The 18,742-nt window shown below is 67.2% G+C and carries 24 protein-coding genes; 14 read left to right on the top strand and 10 right to left on the bottom strand.

Annotated elements, in window-relative coordinates; all coding sequences use genetic code 11:
* Positions 1 to 158 precede the first annotated feature (158 nt).
* From Q368_RS0102005 to Q368_RS0101980, 6 genes are all read left to right on the top strand, one after another.
* Entirely contained in the window at positions 159 to 575 is a 417-nt protein-coding gene (locus tag Q368_RS0102005; protein ID WP_029457064.1) for a universal stress protein, read from the top strand.
* Between the two features lie 18 nt (positions 576 to 593).
* Positions 594 to 890 (top strand): DVU0150 family protein, encoded by a 297-nt coding sequence (locus Q368_RS0102000; protein ID WP_029457063.1) that lies wholly within the window; start codon positions 594 to 596, stop codon positions 888 to 890.
* Between the two features lie 29 nt (positions 891 to 919).
* Positions 920 to 1,975, top strand: coding sequence for a sulfite exporter TauE/SafE family protein (locus Q368_RS0101995; protein WP_029457062.1), 1,056 nt, complete (start codon positions 920 to 922; stop codon positions 1,973 to 1,975).
* 29 nt (positions 1,976 to 2,004) lie between these two features.
* Positions 2,005 to 2,610, top strand: a complete 606-nt coding sequence (locus Q368_RS0101990) for a DUF4881 domain-containing protein (RefSeq protein ID WP_029457061.1) — start codon at positions 2,005 to 2,007, stop codon at positions 2,608 to 2,610.
* 74 nt (positions 2,611 to 2,684) lie between these two features.
* Entirely contained in the window at positions 2,685 to 2,945 is a 261-nt protein-coding gene (locus Q368_RS22835) for a hypothetical protein (protein WP_029457060.1), read from the top strand.
* Positions 2,942 to 3,739, top strand: a complete 798-nt coding sequence (locus tag Q368_RS0101980; RefSeq protein WP_029457059.1) for a hypothetical protein — start codon at positions 2,942 to 2,944, stop codon at positions 3,737 to 3,739. Before Q368_RS22835 ends, Q368_RS0101980 begins: the two co-directional genes overlap by 4 nt.
* A 513-nt stretch (positions 3,740 to 4,252) precedes the next feature.
* Here the strand turns inward: Q368_RS0101980 and Q368_RS0101975 are convergent.
* The 8 genes from Q368_RS0101975 to Q368_RS0101940 all read right to left on the bottom strand — a co-directional run bounded on the left by Q368_RS0101975 (position 4,253) and on the right by Q368_RS0101940 (position 10,740).
* Positions 4,253 to 4,960 (bottom strand): superoxide dismutase, encoded by a 708-nt coding sequence (locus tag Q368_RS0101975; RefSeq protein WP_029457058.1) that lies wholly within the window; start codon positions 4,958 to 4,960, stop codon positions 4,253 to 4,255.
* 129 nt (positions 4,961 to 5,089) lie between these two features.
* Positions 5,090 to 5,743, bottom strand: a complete 654-nt coding sequence (locus Q368_RS23660) for a hypothetical protein (RefSeq protein ID WP_052359972.1) — start codon at positions 5,741 to 5,743, stop codon at positions 5,090 to 5,092.
* Between the two features lie 9 nt (positions 5,744 to 5,752).
* Positions 5,753 to 6,061, bottom strand: coding sequence for a hypothetical protein (locus Q368_RS0101965; RefSeq protein WP_029457056.1), 309 nt, complete (start codon positions 6,059 to 6,061; stop codon positions 5,753 to 5,755).
* A gap of 10 nt (positions 6,062 to 6,071) precedes the next feature.
* Positions 6,072 to 6,662, bottom strand: coding sequence for an RNA polymerase sigma factor (locus Q368_RS0101960; protein ID WP_029457055.1), 591 nt, complete (start codon positions 6,660 to 6,662; stop codon positions 6,072 to 6,074).
* Between the two features lie 13 nt (positions 6,663 to 6,675).
* Positions 6,676 to 7,176 (bottom strand): Spy/CpxP family protein refolding chaperone, encoded by a 501-nt coding sequence (locus Q368_RS0101955; RefSeq protein ID WP_029457054.1) that lies wholly within the window; start codon positions 7,174 to 7,176, stop codon positions 6,676 to 6,678.
* A gap of 134 nt (positions 7,177 to 7,310) precedes the next feature.
* Positions 7,311 to 8,363, bottom strand: a complete 1,053-nt coding sequence (locus Q368_RS0101950) for a class I fructose-bisphosphate aldolase (protein WP_029457053.1) — start codon at positions 8,361 to 8,363, stop codon at positions 7,311 to 7,313.
* Between the two features lie 118 nt (positions 8,364 to 8,481).
* Positions 8,482 to 9,447 carry a bile acid:sodium symporter family protein gene (locus Q368_RS0101945; RefSeq protein ID WP_052359971.1) on the bottom strand — a complete coding sequence of 322 codons (966 nt, stop codon included), beginning with the start codon at positions 9,445 to 9,447 and terminating at the stop codon, positions 8,482 to 8,484.
* A gap of 78 nt (positions 9,448 to 9,525) precedes the next feature.
* Positions 9,526 to 10,740: a zinc-dependent alcohol dehydrogenase gene (locus Q368_RS0101940; RefSeq protein WP_029457051.1), complete on the bottom strand. Its 1,215-nt coding sequence runs from the start codon at positions 10,738 to 10,740 to the stop codon at positions 9,526 to 9,528.
* Between the two features lie 149 nt (positions 10,741 to 10,889).
* Here Q368_RS0101940 and Q368_RS0101935 point away from each other — a divergent pair, with 149 nt between their 5' ends.
* The 6 genes from Q368_RS0101935 to Q368_RS0101910 all read left to right on the top strand — a co-directional run bounded on the left by Q368_RS0101935 (position 10,890) and on the right by Q368_RS0101910 (position 15,972).
* Entirely contained in the window at positions 10,890 to 11,552 is a 663-nt protein-coding gene (locus Q368_RS0101935) for a CBS and ACT domain-containing protein (RefSeq protein WP_029457050.1), read from the top strand.
* A gap of 141 nt (positions 11,553 to 11,693) precedes the next feature.
* Positions 11,694 to 11,927: a hypothetical protein gene (locus tag Q368_RS0101930; RefSeq protein ID WP_029457049.1), complete on the top strand. Its 234-nt coding sequence runs from the start codon at positions 11,694 to 11,696 to the stop codon at positions 11,925 to 11,927.
* 180 nt (positions 11,928 to 12,107) lie between these two features.
* On the top strand, positions 12,108 to 12,470 hold the full coding sequence (locus Q368_RS0101925; RefSeq protein ID WP_029457048.1) for an STAS domain-containing protein: 363 nt from the start codon (positions 12,108 to 12,110) through the stop codon (positions 12,468 to 12,470).
* A gap of 105 nt (positions 12,471 to 12,575) precedes the next feature.
* Positions 12,576 to 12,842 (top strand): hypothetical protein, encoded by a 267-nt coding sequence (locus Q368_RS0101920; RefSeq protein WP_029457047.1) that lies wholly within the window; start codon positions 12,576 to 12,578, stop codon positions 12,840 to 12,842.
* Between the two features lie 191 nt (positions 12,843 to 13,033).
* Complete coding sequence (locus Q368_RS0101915) at positions 13,034 to 15,181, top strand: putative bifunctional diguanylate cyclase/phosphodiesterase (RefSeq protein ID WP_052359970.1); 2,148 nt, start codon at positions 13,034 to 13,036, stop codon at positions 15,179 to 15,181.
* A 47-nt stretch (positions 15,182 to 15,228) separates the two neighbouring features.
* The gene (locus Q368_RS0101910; RefSeq protein ID WP_029457045.1) at positions 15,229 to 15,972 is read left to right on the top strand and encodes a septal ring lytic transglycosylase RlpA family protein; all 744 of its coding nucleotides are present in this window, start codon (positions 15,229 to 15,231) and stop codon (positions 15,970 to 15,972) included.
* A gap of 136 nt (positions 15,973 to 16,108) precedes the next feature.
* Here the strand turns inward: Q368_RS0101910 and Q368_RS0101905 are convergent, their stop codons facing one another.
* Positions 16,109 to 16,411, bottom strand: coding sequence for an integration host factor subunit alpha (locus Q368_RS0101905; RefSeq protein WP_005997200.1), 303 nt, complete (start codon positions 16,409 to 16,411; stop codon positions 16,109 to 16,111).
* A 70-nt stretch (positions 16,412 to 16,481) separates the two neighbouring features.
* Positions 16,482 to 16,910 (bottom strand): HIT family protein, encoded by a 429-nt coding sequence (locus Q368_RS0101900; RefSeq protein WP_029457044.1) that lies wholly within the window; start codon positions 16,908 to 16,910, stop codon positions 16,482 to 16,484.
* Between the two features lie 135 nt (positions 16,911 to 17,045).
* Between Q368_RS0101900 and Q368_RS0101895 the strand changes: the two genes are divergently transcribed.
* Together Q368_RS0101895 and Q368_RS0101890 are read left to right on the top strand one after the other, a co-directional pair.
* On the top strand, positions 17,046 to 18,146 hold the full coding sequence (locus tag Q368_RS0101895; protein WP_425423663.1) for a radical SAM protein: 1,101 nt from the start codon (positions 17,046 to 17,048) through the stop codon (positions 18,144 to 18,146).
* Positions 18,147 to 18,210: 64 nt separating this feature from the next.
* A complete protein-coding gene (locus tag Q368_RS0101890; RefSeq protein ID WP_029457042.1) occupies positions 18,211 to 18,720 on the top strand; it encodes a hypothetical protein in 510 nt (169 codons plus the stop codon).
* Positions 18,721 to 18,742 lie beyond the last annotated feature (22 nt).

Raw genomic sequence — 18,742 nt, 5'->3', positions numbered from 1 at the left:
ATGCGCAAAACACCGTGCGCGTTGTCAAGCGCTTTTTTTCACGAAAGTTAAAAATCCTTTAAAAACAAAGAGATAATTGCGCCGGCACGCCCCTTGCTCAAGACTGCGCGTTCACATGCGCCAAAACGCGAATAACCGCGACTCAAGGAGGTGGGTACATGAAGATTCTCGTGGCTCTGGATCAATCGAAGTTCGCCGGGACGGTGCTCGAGAAGGCCATCGCCATGGCCAAGAAACTGGAAGGGTCCCTGTCCATCATGACAGTGGCCGAGGACTACTTCGATATCGGGGACTATCTCGACGTCGAGTCCGTCACGCAAAAGGTCTTCGAAGCGACCAAGGCCGCCGCGCAACAATACGCCGACGAAGCCAAGGCTGCAGGCATAGAAGCCGAAGTGATCGTCGAGCAGGGCGTTTCGCCGGCGGACCTCATCGTCGCCCACGCCAAGAACAAGGCGATCGACCTCATCATCGTCGGACACCAGGGGAAAAAGGGGCTGCAACGCTTCCTGATCGGCAGCGTCGCCTCCCGTGTCGCAACCCACGCGCCGTGCTCGGTGCTCGTGATCCGTTAACCATCCAAGGGGGCTGACATGCTTACGAAATGGAAGGCGCTTCTGGCGGGATTGACCACGTTTCTGCTCCTGGCCCCGGCCGCGGCCTTCGCCGCCGGCGGCGGCGGCGCGCCCATCGTGATCGTGGCCGACACGCGCAAACTGACCGGCATCATGGCCTGGTGGGCCAACCTCTACAACGAGTCCCACCTCTACTTCACCATCCTGACCGTCATCCTCATTCCGCTCATCGGCGTGATCTTCGGCGTGCTGGCCGACATCGTCATGCATTTCATCGGCATCGACCTCAAATCCCGCGATCTGGCGGAACACTAGAATAACGCCCACAGGCAAAGGAGCACGACATGGACTGGCTGTATATCCTCATGCCCATCGCGGGCGTCAAAATCTTCTGGCCCGGCCTCATCATCCTCGGCATCGGCGTCGGCGTCATCGGCGGCTTCTTCGGCATGGGCGGCGCCTGGATGGTCACCCCGGGCCTCAACATCCTCGGTTTCCCCATGGCCTTCGCCATCGGCACCGACATCGCGCACATGGCCGGCAAATCGCTCATTTCCACCATGCGCCACGGCAAGTTCGGCAACGTGGACTACAAACTTGGCTTCATCATGCTGTTTGGCACCATTGCCGGCTTCGAGGTCGGCGCGCAGATGATCATGTGGCTCGAGCGCATCGGCAAGGTCGACATGGTCGTGCGCTGGATCTACCTGGCGCTGCTCGCCTTCATCACCTGGATGGTCTTCGCCGACGTGGCCAAGCGCAAGGCCAAGGAACGGGCCGCCATCGCCGCCGGACAGGAAGTGGACAAGCTGGCGACGGGCCTCGAGTGGCACAAGACCCTGCACAAGATCAAGATCCCGCCCATGGTGCACCTGTCCGCGGCCGGCATCTACTGCTCCGCCTGGCTGCCCATCGCCGTCAGCTTCTTCACCGGCTGGCTGGCCGGCATCCTGGGCATCGGCGGCGGTCTTATCCGCATGCCCGCCCTGATCTACCTCGTCGGCTGCCCGACCCACGTCGCCGTCGGCACCGACCTCTTCGAAGTGGCCATCTCCGGCCTCTACGGCGCGGCCTCCTACACCTACAAGGGCCGCACCGAACTCGTGGCCGCCATCATCATGCTCATCGGCGCGGCCATGGGCGCGCAGGTCGGCGCCGTGGCCACCAAGTACATCAAGGGCTACGGCATCCGCATCGCCTTCGGCCTCGCGGTCATCGGCTGCGGCATCTCCATCCTGCTCAAGCTCCTCCCCACCTACATCCCGGGGATCAGCTACATCTGCAACGAAATCGCCACCTACCTCATCCTGGGCCTCGTTTCGGCCATGGCCATCTACATCACCGTGAAGATGGTCCAGGGGGCCAAGCACGAACTGGCCATGAAGAAGGCCAAGGCCTAGGCGACAACAAAAAAGAGAAGGAGAACGCCATGCCCTCGATGTACCGCAAAATCCTGCTGGCCGCCCTGCCCGTGCTCCTCCTGGCCGGCTGCGTGGATTACGGCAAAGTGGACCAGGGCCGCACCGTGGCCATCGACACGGAGAAGAAGACCCTGACCATGATCCCCAACATGTCCACGGACCCGGCCAAGGGCGACTTCAAGCTGCCGGCCCTGACCTTCACCTACCCGACCAACCCCATGGACATGGGCCAGGATCCCAAGCCGGGCCTGCGCATGAAGCTCGATACGGAAAAGTCCCAGATCGTGCTCTACGATCCGCAGAAGAAGAGCTTTGAAACCATCGCCATCCAGATCGTGGACAAGCAGCAAGGCATCGATTCCAAGCATCCCCTGGTCTTCGACGAAGCCAGCGGCAAGGCCAAGCCCTTCCCCGCCGTGGACAAGGACAAGAAGACCGTCACCATCTACTCCGGCGCGCAGAAGATGCTCGTCACCTTCATCCCGCCCGACCAGTACATGAGCCTGCCGGCCTCGGCCTGGAACGCCGGCGATATCGTGCGCGTCTACTTCAAGGAAGACGGCAAGGCCCTGCGCGTGATGAACGTCACCACGACGAACATCTTCAAGAAGTAACCCCACACCCCGCCCTGCCGCTCCGGCCCGCCGCCCGCGGGCCGGGGCGGCATATAACCCCACAGGAGGACGCCATGCTCTTCGACCGCTCCGCCTCGCCGGCCCCGGAACTCAACAGCCGCCAACGCCTGGCCGTCATCCTCATGGACGTGGCCGTGCTTGCCGAAGTCACTCTTTCCGTCTACATGGCATCGAAATATCCCGACGATTTCACCCCCGTATTCATGAAGGCATTTTTCTCCATGTGCATCCCGACCCTGATCGCCGGCATCTACGCCATCCGCCGCCTGCGGAACCGCCACGACGACACCTCCGCCAGCGGAGCCGGCGCGTGACCGAAAAACGGCTGTTGCGCCTGCGCGGCGCGTGCGGCTGGCTGGCGGCGCTGTGCTGCCTGTGCGCCGCCCTGGGACTGGCCGACAGCTTCCTCAACAGCTTTCGCACGGGACCCAACGCCTTCTCCATTCTGCCCGGCAATACCGAGCACCTCTCCGGCCCCCTGCCCCCGGACGCCACCGACACCTCCGCCCTGGACGTGCGCATCGACCACCCCGGCGTCACCCTGACCATGACCACGCAGACGCAAGGCTTCTGGTTCGGCAACCGCATGTGGCAGGCCGAAGTCAAGGCCGCGCCCGACGCCAAACCCGGCGCCGCGACCATCGTCCTGCGCGACCCCAAGGCCGACGCCGCCGCCCCGGTCCAGGCCTTCGTCATCCGCGTCTTCCCGGACCAGGCCTCCCTGGACGCCGCCTCCAATTCCTACATCCGCCGCGTGTTCGGCATCACCCCCCTGGCCGCCGCCGCCTACTGCCTCGCCGTCGCCATCCTGGCCGGCATCTGCGTCTACCTGGCCTCGCGCGCCCTGGAAGCCGTGTGGCGCAAACAAGGCAAGGCCGTGGTCTACATGACCAAGAAAACCCCCGAAGGCCTGCTCATCTCCTTCGGCCTCGGCACCGAACACGGCCTCTCCCCCGGCGCGACCGTCGCCGTGGCCGACGAATCCGGCCTGCCCCTGGCCACCGCCGCAGTGGTGCGCTGCGCCGCGGACGACGCTTCCGCCCTCATCGTGGGCGATGGCACCGCCTCCCTCGGCAACATCGTCAGCCGCCTGATCCCCCAAGCCTAGAGAATGGTAGAGAAATAGAGATAGAGATTGAGAGGAAGATGCCTCCGGCGGCCGGGGGGGATCATCCCCCCCGGACCCCCTGAGCGGGGGAGGCTGGGAGCGTGTGGAGGCGTGGTCGTTCGCGGGAGTGCGTCGGCGAGGCCGGAATTTGGCCGGCGATGCCGTCGCTGCGCGAAAGGCTCGCCGGCCAAATTCCGGCCTCGCAGGCCCGTCGCCCCTGCGGGGCGAATTTGAAGGAATTTTACTGACCTAATCTCTTAAAATGCGGCGCTTCGCCGCTGGCGCCCGTGGTCGCGGAAATGGGGCGGCCGTGCTGGCCGGCTTTGCGGCCTGCGGGGCCGGCCCATTTCCGCGACCACAGACCCCGACGCACCGCCCGCCGACCACGCCTCCACCCGCTTACCCATCCCCCGTCGGGGAGGTCCAGGAGGGGATCATCCCCTCCTGGCCGCCGGAGGCATCTTCCTCTTCATCTCCTTCATCCTCATCCTCTCTCCCCGGCCTTTCTCTCACCTATCCCAGGTTCTTGGCCGCGAAGTCCCAGTTGACGAGTTTGTCCAGGACGCCGGCCACGTAATCGGCGCGGCGGTTCTGGTAGTCCAGGTAGTAGGCGTGTTCCCAGACGTCGATGACCCACAGGGGCTTGAGGCCTTCCTGGAGCGGGTTGCCGGCGTTGCCGGTCTTGACCACTTGCAGCTTGCCGTCGTTGTCTGCGACGAGCCAGGCCCAACCGCTGCCGAACTGGCTGACCGCGGCTTCGGAGAGGGCCTTTTTGCAGCCGTCGAGGCTGCCGAAGGACGCGTCGATGGCCTTGGCGAGCTTGCCTGCGGGCGCGCCGCCTTTGGGATTCAGGCCGTTCCAGTAGAAGACGTGGTTCCAGGCCTGGGCCGTGTTGTTGAAGATGCCCGTCAGTTTGGGGTCTTTGCCGGCGGCCAGGAAGACCTCTTCCAGGGACTTGCCGGCGAGGGGGCTTGCGGCCACGAGTTTGTTGGCGTTGGCGAAGTAGCCCATGGTGTGCTTGCCGTAATGGAAGCTCACGGTGCGGGCGGAGATGACGGGCTCCAGGGCGTTTTCGGGGTACGGCAGGGGCGGGGCCGTATAGGCCTCGGCCCAGGCGGCGTCCGGCCGGATCAGGCCTCCGGCCAGGACCATGAGCCCGGCGGCGGCGGAAAGACGAAGGATATCGCGACGAGAAAAGGATGCGGCGCGAGAGACTGGCATGACGTTCCTCCTCGGCACGGCCCCGTGACGTGGCGCGTACCCTTGGGTTGCGACGGGCCGCCCCTTGCGTAGGGCGGCCCGCTGGATTTGCCGTCAGTATTGCCAGATTTCGCGGCAGAGGGGAATGGCTTACGGATTGGCCAGGCTCTTTTCCTGAGCTTGGGGCGCAACGTTGCCCTTGTCCGGCGCCGGAGCCGCATCAGGGGTCGCCTTGCCTTGGGGCTGCGGCTGTCGCGGCGGCGGTGGCGGCGAGAAACCCTCGAAGTCCGGGAGTGGCCTCCTGCCGGGCGGGGGAGGCGGCGGGCCGTCGCCGAAACCATGGGGCGGCGGGAATCCGTCCTCGCCGGGCGGCGGCCCCGGAGGAGGCCCCATGCCCGGCTCTCCGGGGGGCGGGCCGAAGCGTTCCATGGCCTTGCGACGTTTTTCCAGACGCTCCATGAACGCGGTGAACTTCTCGCGCTGCCCCGGGGTCAGGATGGCCTTGGTGGCCTCGATGCTCTTGTCGATGGTCTCACGGACCTTGGGTTCCTGTTCGCGCCGGATCTTGGCCAGTTCGTCGCCGGTATTGAGCACGATCGGCCGCAGTTTCTCCTGCTGCTCCGCGGTGAGATCCAGATCATCGGACATGCGGCGCACGACCATTTCGGAAAAGTGTTGCGGGTCACCGTGAAACAGCGCGAACCTGCTCCGCTCGGCCAGCAGGCGGGAGCCGAAATAGCCCGTCACCGCGCCCGAGGCGAACAGCAGGAAGCCGGCCAGAACCTTTGTCGTCGTGGAACGCATGCCGTCGCCCTACACGCCGAGCATGGAGACCAGGACCTGGCCGTTGGGGTCGTAAAAGAGCATCCGCCCGATTTCCTCTTCCAGGCCGGAGCCCCAGAACAGCGCCAAGAGCACCGTGGCCACGGCCACGAAGCCGGCTCCGGCGGCCATGCGCCACAGGATGCCCGTGGCGGCCGGTTCTTCGGCCGGTTCGGCCTTGATGGCGGCCAGCACCGAGGCGGCCATGGCGGGATCGACAGGCGGGGTCTCGCGCCCGGCATGGGCCGCACGCAGCACGGCCTCGAGCCGATCCATGCGTTGCGATTCGTTTCCGTCCATGGAGTCCTCCTTACGTGCCAATGACGTTCGCGAGCAGTTCGCGCAGCTTTTTGCGCGCCCGGAACGCCCGGACCTTGACGTTGGGGACGCTTAGCCCCAGCAGTTCCGCAGCCTCGGCCACGGGGCGCTCCTCGAGGTGCGTGAGCGTGACCACCATGCGGTCCGTGGGCGAGAGCCGATCCATGGCCCAGGCCAGCAATTCCCTGGCCTCCCGCCGCGACACCGTTTCCTCGGCAGCCTCGCTCGTCTCCAGGGCCGCCGCCTCTTCGACGAAGGCCCGGCATTCGTCGGACAACTCGCTCTCCGGCCGCTCCCTGCGGCGGTATTCCGCCCGCCAGAAATCGTGGCAGGCGCGCACCGCCACCTTGGCCAGCCAGTGGCCGAAGGGGCTGTCCCCGCGGTAGCCGGCAAGGGACCGGTAGGCCCGTACGAACACCTCGTGCGTGAGCTCCGTCACCCGTTCCCGGGGCGCGTGCCCGGAAACGATCCCGGCCACGCGCCCCTGGTACTTCGTCATGAGCCTGGCGTAGGCGTCCACGTCGCCCGCCCGGATCTGTCCGAGGACCCGGGCGTCCTCCATGTCCACCACCGTTTCGGCCATAACGCTCCGGAGCTTACTTGCCCGCGCCGGCGTGAGCGTCGATCCACTCATTGACCAGCTCGTGGCCGGCATGAAATCGCTCCTTGTTCTTCGGCGGGGGCGGCGGCATGCAGCCCTCGGCCCACTCTTTACGTTGCTCGGGCGTGAGCACGGCGAGCACCTTGCCCTCGACCTTGGCCCGCAACACGGCCAATTCCTCGCCGGCGGCCCCGATCTTGCGGCTTGCCTGACGCACGAGCTGCTCGTTGCCCGGCTCCTTGCACATCGCGTCGCGCATGCCGTCGAACGCTTCGTGCATGGCCCTGCCCGCGGCCTCGAAGGCCGGCCGGTTCTCCTTGAGGATCACGGCCACGTCATGCTTTTGCGCGTCGCTCAGCTTGAGCGCAAGCAACCTGTCGAGCATGCCTTCGGGCCCCGGGCCGCCGGGACCGCCGGGGCCGGGGCCCGCGGCCACGGCATAGGCGGAACCGACCAGGCTGACCAGGGTCAGCAAGCCGTAACACAATTTCTTCATGAAAACGACCTCCCGAATACGTGGGCGGCCTGCGCCGTCCGTTTGTACGCGGTTGGTCGCCGGGGGGATGGAGGGGGTTACAATATCGAAGCGGGGCGGACGAAACCGTCCGCCCCGTGGAAAGCGCCGGCCGCCTAGGCCACGGTCACGTCCTTGCACAGGTAGACGTCCTGGATGGCGTTTAAGAGCTCGACGCCCTCGGCCATGGGACGCTGGAAGGCCTTGCGCCCGGAAATCATGCCCATGCCGCCGGCGCGCTTGTTGATGACCGCGGTCCTGACCGCGTCGGGGAAGTCCGACGCGCCCGACGCGCCGCCGGAATTGATCAGCCCGATGCGGCCCATGTAGCAGTTGGCCACCTGGTAGCGGGCCAGGTCGATGGGGTGGTCGGTGGTCAGTTCGCTGTAGACGCGCTTGTCGGTCTTGCCGAAGCCGACGGCCGTGTAGCCGCCGTTGTTGGTGGCCTGCTTCTGCTTGACCACATCGGCCCCGATGGTGGCGGCCAGGTGGTTGGCCTGGCCGGTGAGGTCGGCCGACGTGTGGTAGTCCACCCCGCCCTTCACGAAGGCGGGATTGCGCAGGTAGGCCCACAACACGCAAGCCATGCCGAGCTCGTGGGCCCGGGCGAAGGCCTCGGAGACTTCCTGGATCTGGCGGCGGCTTTCCGGCGAGCCGAAATAGACCGTGGCGCCCACGGCCAGCGCGCCCATGTCGAAGGCCTGGTCCACCGAGGCGAACAGCGTCTGGTCGTGGATGGCCGGCAGGGAAAGCAGCTCGTTGTGGTTGATCTTGAGCAGGAAGGGAATTTTGTGGGCGTACTTGCGGGCCACGGACCCGAGCACGCCGAGCGTCGAGCACACGGCGTTGCAGCCGGCCTCGATGGCCAGCTTCACGATGTTCTCCGGGTCGAAATAGAGGGGATTGGGCGCGAACGAGGCCGCGCCCGAGTGCTCCACGCCCTGGTCCACGGGCAGGATGGACATGTAGCCGGTGCCGCCCAGGCGGCCGTGGCCGAGCATGGCGGCCAGGGCGCGCACCACGGGCACGGGCCGGTCGGACTGGACGAAGATGTCGTCGATGTAGCCCGGGCCGGGCAGGTGCAATTGCTCCTTGGCTATGGTCTTGCATTCGTGGGAAAGCAGGAATTCGGCTTCCTCGCCGAGATACCCGGCAATCTTGTCGATCATGATGCGGGCCTCCTTTGGCTGCAACAGTAGGACGACGATAGCGCCAAATCGCTTGCGGCGACAACCGAAATCCGCCGGCGACGGATGCATCCTGCGCGCACACCGGCGCGATCGGGCGTCAAAGAGGCGACGAACGGGCCGCGTTTGTCCGCGCGCCGTTGCAGCCGTCGCGCCGCCGTGCCAGCCAGCGCGCCCAGAGCACGCCGGCCAGGTTCTGCTCGAGGCTGAACAGCGCGCCCGGCAGGGCCGCGGCCGGGGTGAAGTGGAGCTTGGCCAGGGCCACGGCCAGGCCGGAATTCTGCATGCCCACCTCCACGGCGATGGCGATGCGGTCGGCGCGGTCGGCGGAAAAAAGGGCCGCGCCCAGGTAGCCCAGGGCGAAGCCGCCGCAGTTGTGCAAGACGACCGCCGCGATGACCAGGCCGGGAAAGGCGAGCACCGTGTCGCGGTTGAGCCCGACCACGCAGGCGATGACCAGGGCGATGGTCACCATGGACACCGCCGGAAAGACCGCGAGCACCGGTTCCAGGCGGCGGCGCAGCAGGCGGCGCAAAATGAGCCCGTCCAGCACCGGGAAGACCACGATCCAGAAGACCGAAACGATCATGGCGGGGCCGTCCACATCGACGACGGACCCGCCGAGCAGCGCGGTCAGGCCCGGCGTCACCAGGGGCGCGGCCATGGTCGTTGCGAGCGTGAGGGTCACGGATAGGGCGAGGTTGCCGCCGGCCAGATAGGTGATGACGTTGGAGGCCGTGCCGCCCGGGCAGGCCCCGACCAGGATCACGCCGAGCGCGGCCTCGGGCGGCAGGCCGAGGACATTCGCCAGCAGCCAGGCCAGGCCGGGCATGACGGTGAATTGCAGCAGCGCGCCGACGAGCACCAGCCGCCACTTGGGGGCCAGGGCGGCGAAATCGGCGAAGGTGAGCGAAAGCCCCATGCCGAACATGATGACGCCAAGGGCCGGGGCGATATAGGGCGCGAGCCAAGTGAAAAACCCCGGGGAAAACAAGGCCAGGGCGCAGCAGCCCGCGACCAGGGCGAGGTAGCGTTTTTCCAGGGCCAATGCGGCACGAACGAGCATGGCCGCTCGTACCGCCCCCGCCGCACAGGGTCAAGGCGGCATGGCCCCTGCGGAAAACGTCCGGCAGGGCGTCGCGGGCTATCCGCGCAGGTCGAAAGCCACCTTGACGCTGCCCGTCGTGCGCTTGTCGCATGCGCAGACAAAGGCCTCGCGCCATTTCTCCAGGGGGAACAGGTGGGTGAGCAATCCGTCGGTGGGATAGTCGCCCGAGGCGAGCAGCTCCAGGGCCAGCGCATAGGTACGCACCATGGTTCCGGGCCGGCGCGGGTCCGGAGCCATGGCGCAGCCCGAGGAGCCGGCCACGGTCAGCTCGCGGAACCACAGGCTCGAGATGTCGACGCCCTTCAGCCGCGCCCCGGCCCCGACCATGACGTATTTCCCGCCGGCGGCAAGGCTCAAAAGCCCGTCCTCGAAGGTGCGCGAGGACCCGACGCAGTCGAAGACCACGTCCGCCCCGCCTTCGATGTTGCCGCCGCCGAGGGTCGTCGGCACGTAGCGCGCCCCCAGGGCCTCGGCCAGTTCGCGGCGGTTTTTCGCCGCGACGACGGCGTCGGCCCCGCCGGCCCTGGCCAGGGCGGCCTGCGCCTTGTGCCGGGCCCCGACGAGGATGCGCGCGGGGCTGCCCAGCGCCCGCAGGCAGCGCACCACGTGCTGGCCGAGGATGCCCGCGCCCGTGACCAGCACCAACGCGTCCGGGGCGGGGAAATGTTCGAGCACGGGTTGCAGCGCCGAGGCCAGGGAATCGGTGAGCGCCGCGTCCTCGTCGCTGACGGACCCGGGCACGGCCAGGATGCGTGAGGGATGGGCGGCCGTGCGCCCGGCCATGGCCCCGCCGGCGCGTTCGGTGAACCCCAGAAACGAGCCCGGCGGCAACGCGCCGTCGAGAAAGCGCTCACAGCGGTTGTAGCGCCCTTCGCGGCAGGACCGGCAGGGTGGCAGGCCCCGCACCGCACAGGGCAACCCCGGCTCCGCCACGACGCGCGTCCCGGCGGCAAGGCCCAGTCCCGGCGCGTCGGCGTCGAGCGTCGCCACCATCTCGTGGCCGAGGATGAACGGCAGGCTGGCGTAGGGTTCGAGCAGCACGGATTCCGCGCCGCGCAAAAGGCCCAGGTCCGAGCCGCAGATGCCGCACAGAAGCGGCGTGAGGGGCAGCCAGCCCCGGGGCGGGTCGAAGGGAACCTCGGCCAGCCCGAGCGGGGCCAGGGCCGGGAAAAACCTGCGTGGGGCCACGCGCGCCGCCAGGGCGCAGGCCAGGTAGCGCGGCACGCTTTTGCGATAGACAAGGGCCTTCATGGATCCATCCTCGGGCCGGCCATGGAATGGGTTGAAATGACGCCCATATCGCGTATAAGAAACCGACCGTATACGGCGCAATCGCCGCGCGACGTCTGGGCCTTATACCACAAGCGGGCCATCCTCAAGGGCGCTGCAAGGAGACGCACATGCTGATCAAGGACTGGATGAGCAAAACCCCGGTCACCGTCAAGCCGGCCACCTCCATCATGAAGGCCGCCAAGCTCATGAAGGAAAACGGCTACCACCGGCTGCCCGTGGTGGACGACGACGACACGCTCGTCGGCATCGTGTCCGACCGCGACATCAAGGAAGCCTCCCCGTCCAAGGCCACGACCCTGGACATGCACGAGCTGTATTATCTGCTCTCCGAGATCAAGATCGGCGACATCATGACCAAAAACGTGGTCGCGGTGACGCCCGAGGACACCGTGGAAAAGGCCGCGGTGCTGCTTTTGCGCCACAACGTCGGCGGGCTGCCCGTGGTGGACGGCGAGAACAAGGTCGTCGGCGTCATCACCGACAGCGACATTTTCAAGGTGCTCGTGAGCATCACGGGCGTTTTAAGCGGCGGCATCCAGTTCGCCCTGGACCTGCCCAACGTCTCGGGCAGCCTCAAGACCGTGCTCGACGACCTCAAGGGCCACGACGTGCGCATCATCAGCATCCTGACCTCCTACGACGACGCCACGCCCGACCGGCGCACGGTCTACATACGCGTCCATCCCATGGACGACGCCAAGGCCAAGGCGCTCATCGAACGCCTCGGCGCCAACCACCACCTGCTCTACTGGGCCAAGGACAATTTCTAGGCCGCCCCTCTCCCGCGCCGCCCCGGGGGCGGCGCGGGATTCCCGGCACCGCCCGTTGACGCCGCGCCGATCATGTCTACAGTCTTGCCATGACGTATGGACGCGACCGGCCGTACGCCCATTTTCAAGGAGACGCGCATCATGCTCGAAGAACGCTACTGCCCCCACTGCGGGGAGAAACTCTCGTCCTGGATCGGCCCGCCGGAATCGGGATGGGGGGAAATCCTCGTGTGCAACAACAACGCCTGCGTCTTTTACCGGAATTCCCAAAAGGACATCCGCAACAAGGACGAAGACAACAGTCTGGGCTGCCGCTACGCCGAGGACCCGGACAACGGCTACTCCTCCTTCAACCTCCTGGCCTGGTACAAGTAGGCGCGCCCGGACGGGCCTGGCAGAAATAAAGCCCGTGATACCGGCAGTCTTCTTTTGTCCCTTGCCCATGCCCCTTGCCTGCCGCGCCCGCTTTTCGGTATTGGGGGTGAACCCGACGGACTCCGGGCGCGGGCATCCCTCCGCGCCCGGTCCCGTTTCATGACCACGGATACGCCACCCATGAGCCGCATCGCCATCAGCAACCACCAGGGCGTCCTTTGGGCTTCCGCCGCGACCCCCCTGGGCGGGACGGCCGCCCTGGAACTGGAAACCGCCGTCATCGAGGCCGCCAACGTGGGCCGTTACCCGCTCACGGTCCTGGACATGGCCGCCATTCCGGCCGTGGACAGCGCCGGGGTCGGTGCCCTGGTGCGCCTGCAAACGGCGCTCGCCACCAAGGGCCGCCGCCTGATCCTGGCCAATCCCCAGCCCGCCGTGGCCGACGAGTTGCGCCTGCGCGACCTGTACGGCTTCTTCCAGGTTTCCCGCGACATCCGCCCCGACATGGAGCCCGAGGAACTGCTGCTGGCCCGGGACGCCTGACCGCCACGCCTTGACTCCGCCCGAATCGGTCGCATGCTTGATGCAGGCGTCCCGGACCGTCGCCCGCGGCGACAGGCCCCGGGACCCGCAACAAAGGAGGGCATCATGACCGATCCCAGGCGGATCGCCGCCTCCATCGCCTCCCTGTACCCCGAGATCGCACGCCACGGCATCGCGGTGTCCGTGGCCGACGACCCGGTCAGCGGAGACTGGCTTGTCACCATGCGTCACAAGGACCATGCGCTGTCCACCCATCTGGGCAAGGACGACGCAGACGCCTGCATCCGCGGCGTCCAATGCGCCTCGCTTGGCGTCCAGATCGGACGGTTCGTGGAAAACTACTGCCTGAGCCTGGGCGAATGCCCGACCTAGGCATTTCCCGACATGCCACGTCGCGGCCACGCCATGCCGGCCGCGACGTCCCGTCCGCGGCGTCCTCTTCGGGACGCGCTTCGTGAAAAAAATAACGAAAGGGCTTCGAAAAAACGCGCAACGCTTTACAGGTGCCCGCAAAAGCGTAAACATGGGTACATGGCCGTGCTGCTTTGCAATGCGAGGATGCCATGAACGCCTCCGGCACCGACCCGACCTGCGCCGGGCTCATCACCGAAAACAACGGGCTGCGCGGCCGTGCCCCCCGGGTCCTCGTGGTCGAGGACGAGCGCATCGTGGCCCTGGACCTCAAGGCCATCCTGCGCCGCCTGGGCTATTGCCTGGCCGGCGTCACGACCTCCGGGGCCGAAGCCGTGGAACTGTGCGAAAGCCTGAGCCCGGATCTCGTGCTCATGGACATCTTCCTCAAGGGCGCCATGGACGGCGTGGAAGCCGCCTGCGTCATCCAGCGGGAATGCGACATCCCGGTCATCTTCCTCACCTCCCACACCGACAGGGTCACGCTGCAGCGGGCCAAACGCACCGCGCCTTACGGCTACGTGCTCAAGCCCGTGGACGGGGACTGGCTACGCACGGCCGTGGAGGTGGCGCTTTTCAAGCACCGCACCGAACAGGAACTGCGCCGCAGCGAACGGCGCTACCGGGCGCTTTTTTCCGGCATGCTCAACGCCTTCCTGCTGCTCGGCCACATCCCCGCGCCCGCGGGTCCGGGCGACCTGCAGATCCTCGACGCCAACCCGGCCTTCGAGAAGGTCACGGGACTTATGCGCGACGAGGTGGTCGGCCGGCTGCTCGGCGAGGTGTTTCCGGACATCGAGCCCTTCTGGCTGGAGACCCTCGGCGAGGCGGCGCGCACGGCACGCTCGGTGCGCTTTGAAAACTTCTTCACCCCCCTCAACCTCTATTTCCTGGCCCAGGCCTACAGCCCGGCCCCGGGACAGGTGGCCGTGGCCCTGGAGGACACGACCGAGCGCAAGCACGGCGAGGAGCGGCTGCGCTACCGCACCTTTCACGACGCCCTCACCGGCCTGCCCAACAGAGCCCTGTGCCTGGACCGCATCGCCCGCGCCATCGAGCGGGCCAGACGCCGCTCCAATTATCTCTACGCCTTGATCTTCATGGATATCGACCGGTTCAAGCGCATCAACGACAGCCTGGGGCACGTGGCCGGCGACGGCCTGCTCAAGCGCGTGGCCGAACGGTTGCGCCGCGAGGTGCGCCAGCTCGACACCGTGGCGCGGGTGGGCGGCGACGAATTCGCGGTGCTGCTCGAGGAAATCGCCACGCCCGGGGACGCGCTGCGCATCGTCAAGGCCATCCGCGAGCACCTGCGCCTGCCCTTCGCCGTGGAGGGGCGGCAGTGCTACGTCACGGCCAGCATGGGCGTGGTGCTCGGGCCCGCCGATTACGACCGGCCCGAGGAGCTGCTGCAAAACGCGGCCATCGCCATGGGCAACGCCCGACAGGCCGGCATCGGCCGGGTGCGGGTCTTCGATTGGGCCATGCGCGCGCGCGCCGAGCGGGTCATGGACCTGGAGACCAACTTGCGCCTGGGCATCGACCGCGGCGAATTCGTGCTCCACTACCAGCCGATCTTCTGCCTGCGCACCCTGGTGCCGCGCGGGGTCGAGGCCCTCGTGCGCTGGCGGCGGCCGGGCGGCGAGCTCGTTTCCCCCGGGGAATTCATCCCGGCCGCGGAACAAAGCGGGCTGATCATCCCCCTGGGCGCGCTGGTGCTGGCCGAGGCCTGCCGGGCCATGGCCCGCTGGCGGCGGGGAATTCTCGGCGAAGCGCCGTTTTTCATGTCCGTCAACCTGTCCGCGCGCCAGTTCAGCCAGCCCGACCTCGTCAAGCAGATCGTCGCGGCGCTGCGCGACGAGGACATGCCACCGGCCGACCTCAAGCTCGAAATCACGGAAAGCGTGCTCATGGAGCATCCGGAATCGGCCATGCACAAGCTGCGCGGCCTGCGGGAGCTCGGCGCGCGCATCGGCATCGACGACTTCGGCACGGGCTATTCGTCCCTGTCCTATCTCCAGAGCTTTCCCATCGATACCCTCAAGGTGGACCGCGCCTTCGTGTCCGGCATGGAGGAGCACGGCAACCGGGCCATCGTGCGCTCGGTCATCGGCCTGGCCCACAGCCTGGGCTACGACGTGGTGGCCGAGGGCATCGAGACCGCCGGGCAGCTCGACGACTTGGCCGGCCTGGAATGCGACCTGGGGCAAGGCTTCCATTACGCACGGCCCCTGCCCGAGGACGCGCTGCTGGACTTTCTCGCCAGGCGCGTCCCGGACGGCTGCTCCTGCGAACGCTGACACGCCCCGGCGGTTGCGCCTGGGCGGCGCAGCGGCTACCACAGGCTATGCCGCACCCTGTCGTCTCCCGTTTTTCCCGGCCCCTGCGCCTTGTCCTCGCCGTCCTGCTGGCCACCCTGCTCTGGGGCTGCGCCGCCAAGGCCCCCATACCCCGGGCCACGGGCCGCGAACCGGCAACGCTTCGGCCCTACACGGTCAAGGGCGTCACCTACGTGCCCCTGCACTCGGCCAAGGGCTACCGCGAGGAAGGCGTCGCCTCCTGGTACGGCCCGGGCTTTCACGGCCGGCTCACTTCCTGCGGCGAGATCTACGACCAGTACCAGCTGACCTGCGCCCACAAGCTGTTGCCCATGCACACCATGGTGCGGGTGACCAACCTGGAAAACGGCCGCTCCCAGGTGCTCCGGGTCAACGACCGGGGGCCGTTCGTGGCCGGGCGCATCGTGGATTTGTCCCTGGCCGGGGCCAAGGCGCTGGGCGTGCACGGCAAGGGCACGGCAAGGGTGCGCGTGGAGGTCGAGGGAGACGTGCCGGGCGTGACGCCGAACGGCGAACTGCCCGGACCGTTCTACGTGCAGGTGGGGGCGTTCACCCGGCGCGAGAATGCGGAAAAGCTCTTTGCGAGGATGCTGGCGGCGGGATACGCGGGCTCGCGCATCCACTACAAGGAAATCGACGGCACGCGGTTCTTCCGGGTCCACGCCGGGACCTTCCCCACCGTGAACGCGGCCGAGGTCGCGCGGCTGCGCCTGTCCACCGTGTTCGAAGGCGCGTTCGTCCTGGCCCAATAGCCGGCCGCAGCCGTCCCGGCCGCGACCGAAGTCCTGCGGCGGGGACGGCATGCGCAGCGTGGGCGGCTTTCAAGGCCGACCGGACGGCCCCGTAGGTCCCGCGCCGAGCGTCCCCACAGACGGGGCAGCGCCGGCGCTAAAGCACTTCGTCGGGGTTGAGCTCGGCCCGGAACTTGCGCGAAAGGCGGAACACCACCACCTTGCGCGGCGGCAGCATGATGGATTCGTTGGTCTGGGGATTGCGGCCCTTGCGCGCCTTCTTGTCGTAGGACTCGAACTTGCCGAAGCCGCTGACCAGCAGGGAATGATCCTTCTTGATGGACTGCTTCATGAGTTCGAGCAGGTGATCCACCAGCACCTTGACCTCGGCGCGGTTGCGTTCGGTCTTCTCGTAGATGTAATCGACGATGTCGGCCTTGGTGAGCGTTTTTCCATTCATGGCGTTCTCCGGCGCATTGGCGTTGTTGCATCACGTCGCGCGCGGCCGCGGCCGCGACACGGCGGGCTCGTCAGCGTCCAGAAGCGATGGCCTGGCGCACTGCCTGGGCCATGGCCTCCATGGCGGCGGCATCGGCATAGGGGTGGCCGGGCCACAAGCGCAGCCCATCCCCCTCACGACGGGGAATGAGGTGCAGGTGGGCGTGGAAGACCACCTGTCCGGCGGCGGCGTTGTTGTTCATCTGCACATTGATGCCCGTCGCTCCCGTGGCCGCCTGGATCGCGGCGGCGACGGGGGCCAGGGCCGCGAACAGCCGGCCGCCGAGCGCCTCGGGCAGATCGAACAGGTTGACATGGTGCGCCTTTGGGATGACCAGGGCGTGGCCCGGGGCCACGGGGGCGATGTCGAGAAAGGCCAGCACCTCGTCCGTTTCATACACCTTGGCGCAAGGGATCTCGCCCCGTACGATTTTACAAAAAATGCAATCGGCATGATCCATGGGCACAGCCTTCTTTGCAACGGCGACTGCCGGTCCGGCGCGGGGCTTTCCAGGGGGGAAACGAGGCCGACCCGACGTATTGCCTTCCTGATAGTCAAGGAAAAGCATTTTTTCAAGTGGTTTAGGAGAAAAATATTGCAGCCTGCGCCGCAAAGCCCCCGTTGCGCCCCCGCGCGGCCCCGCGCAGGGCGCATTTTCCGCCATCCGGAGCCCTTCCGGCGGCCCGGGCGCATCTGGCCCGTTTATGTGACATTTCGGGGATGCCCGGGCCGCTGCGTGTTCTGCGCCCAGCCGCTGCAAAGCGGCCAGGGGCCGCAGCCCCTGGACGTGACACTCGTCGCCATGACCGCGGGCCTCGAGGAAGCGGCCCGGGCCGGGCGCGGCCCGTACGAGCTGGCCTTCTACGGCGGCGTGTTCACGGCCCTGCCCGAGCCGTGGCCCGGGCGCTTTCTTGAGGAGGCTTCGCGTCTGCGTCGCGCCGGGATCGTTTCCCGCGTGCGCTGCTCCACGCGACCGGACGCCTGCGACCCGGGGCTCCTCGCGCGCCTCAGGGACGCGGGCCTCGACTGCGTGGAACTGGGCGCGCAGACCTTCGACGACGCCGTGCTGGCGCGCGCCGGCCGCGGCCATGACGCCGCGGCCACGCGCCGGGCCGCCCGGGACGTGCGGGCTGTCGGGCTGGAACTGGGGATACAGCTTTTGCCCGGGCTTCCCGGCCATACCCCGGAAGGGCTGGCGCGCGACGCGGCCGAGGCGGCCGACCTGGCGCCGTCGCTCGTGCGGCTGCACCCCTGCCTGGTCGTGGCCGGCACGCCGCTCGCCGCGCTCTACGCTGCCGGGGGCTATGCGCCCTGGGATCTGGAAACGACCCTCGACGCCCTGGCCCGGGTCCTGCCCGTGCTGTGGCGGGCCGGGGCACGCGTGGCCCGCATCGGCCTTGCGCCCGAACCGGGCCTGGAGGCGGCTATCCTGGCCGGGCCGCGCCATCCCGCCCTGGGTGCGCGGGCGCGGGCCAGGGCGCTTTTCGCCCTGGTGGCGGCGCACGTCGCGGCGCTGGGCGGCCCGCCGGCCGGACTTTCCTGCCCGCGCCGCTTCGCCGGGGAGCTTTTCGGCCACGCCCGGGAGCTGGCTCCGGCCTATGCCGCCCTGGGCCTGCCCGGACAGCGCATCCGGTTCGAAGCGCGGGAGGATTTCTTCCTGGCGGCCGCGCCGTTTGACTCCGGCGCGCAGTCGTGACAAATCCATGGCAAGGGGCCGGTTCGGCCCGAAATGCAACCCTCAAACCGTCCGGCGGAAGATCATGAAACGTTTTCTTACGGCCGCAGTCTGCGCCCTCGTGCTGGCGATCGCTGCCCCGTGCGCGGCGGAAACGCCGAACATGCGTCAAAGCCTCAATTATTTCATGAATTACTTCAACGAGGCCGTTGTCCAGGCCATCCGCATCAAGGAATACGAGGACAAGGAAAAACTGATCCAGAAACGGCCCTACAGCCAGGAATACATCGCCCTGACCGACCTGACCGCGCGCATCGAAAAAACGCTCGGTCTGGCGCTCAACCTCTGCGATATCTATTATATCTACAACAAGACGACCTACTGCTTCACCAAGGACGAAAAGACCTACCTGTTCGACAGGATAGACAACATCCTCGACACGTTGGAGAAGATCAAGGACACGCCCTACAACGTGGACGACACGCTGCTCAACGACAAGAAATCCGAGGTGGCGAAAAACATCGCCGAATTCGGGCAGCGCATAGACAAACTGCGCGCCTTCATCAAGGATTCCCTCATCGTCTTTCAAGGCTAGCCGTTGCAGCCTCCCAGTCCGC

The organism is Solidesulfovibrio alcoholivorans DSM 5433, from assembly GCF_000702665.1.
Classification (GTDB): Bacteria; Desulfobacterota; Desulfovibrionia; order Desulfovibrionales; family Desulfovibrionaceae; genus Solidesulfovibrio; species Solidesulfovibrio alcoholivorans.
This window is presented reverse-complemented; position numbering and strand designations above follow the sequence as displayed.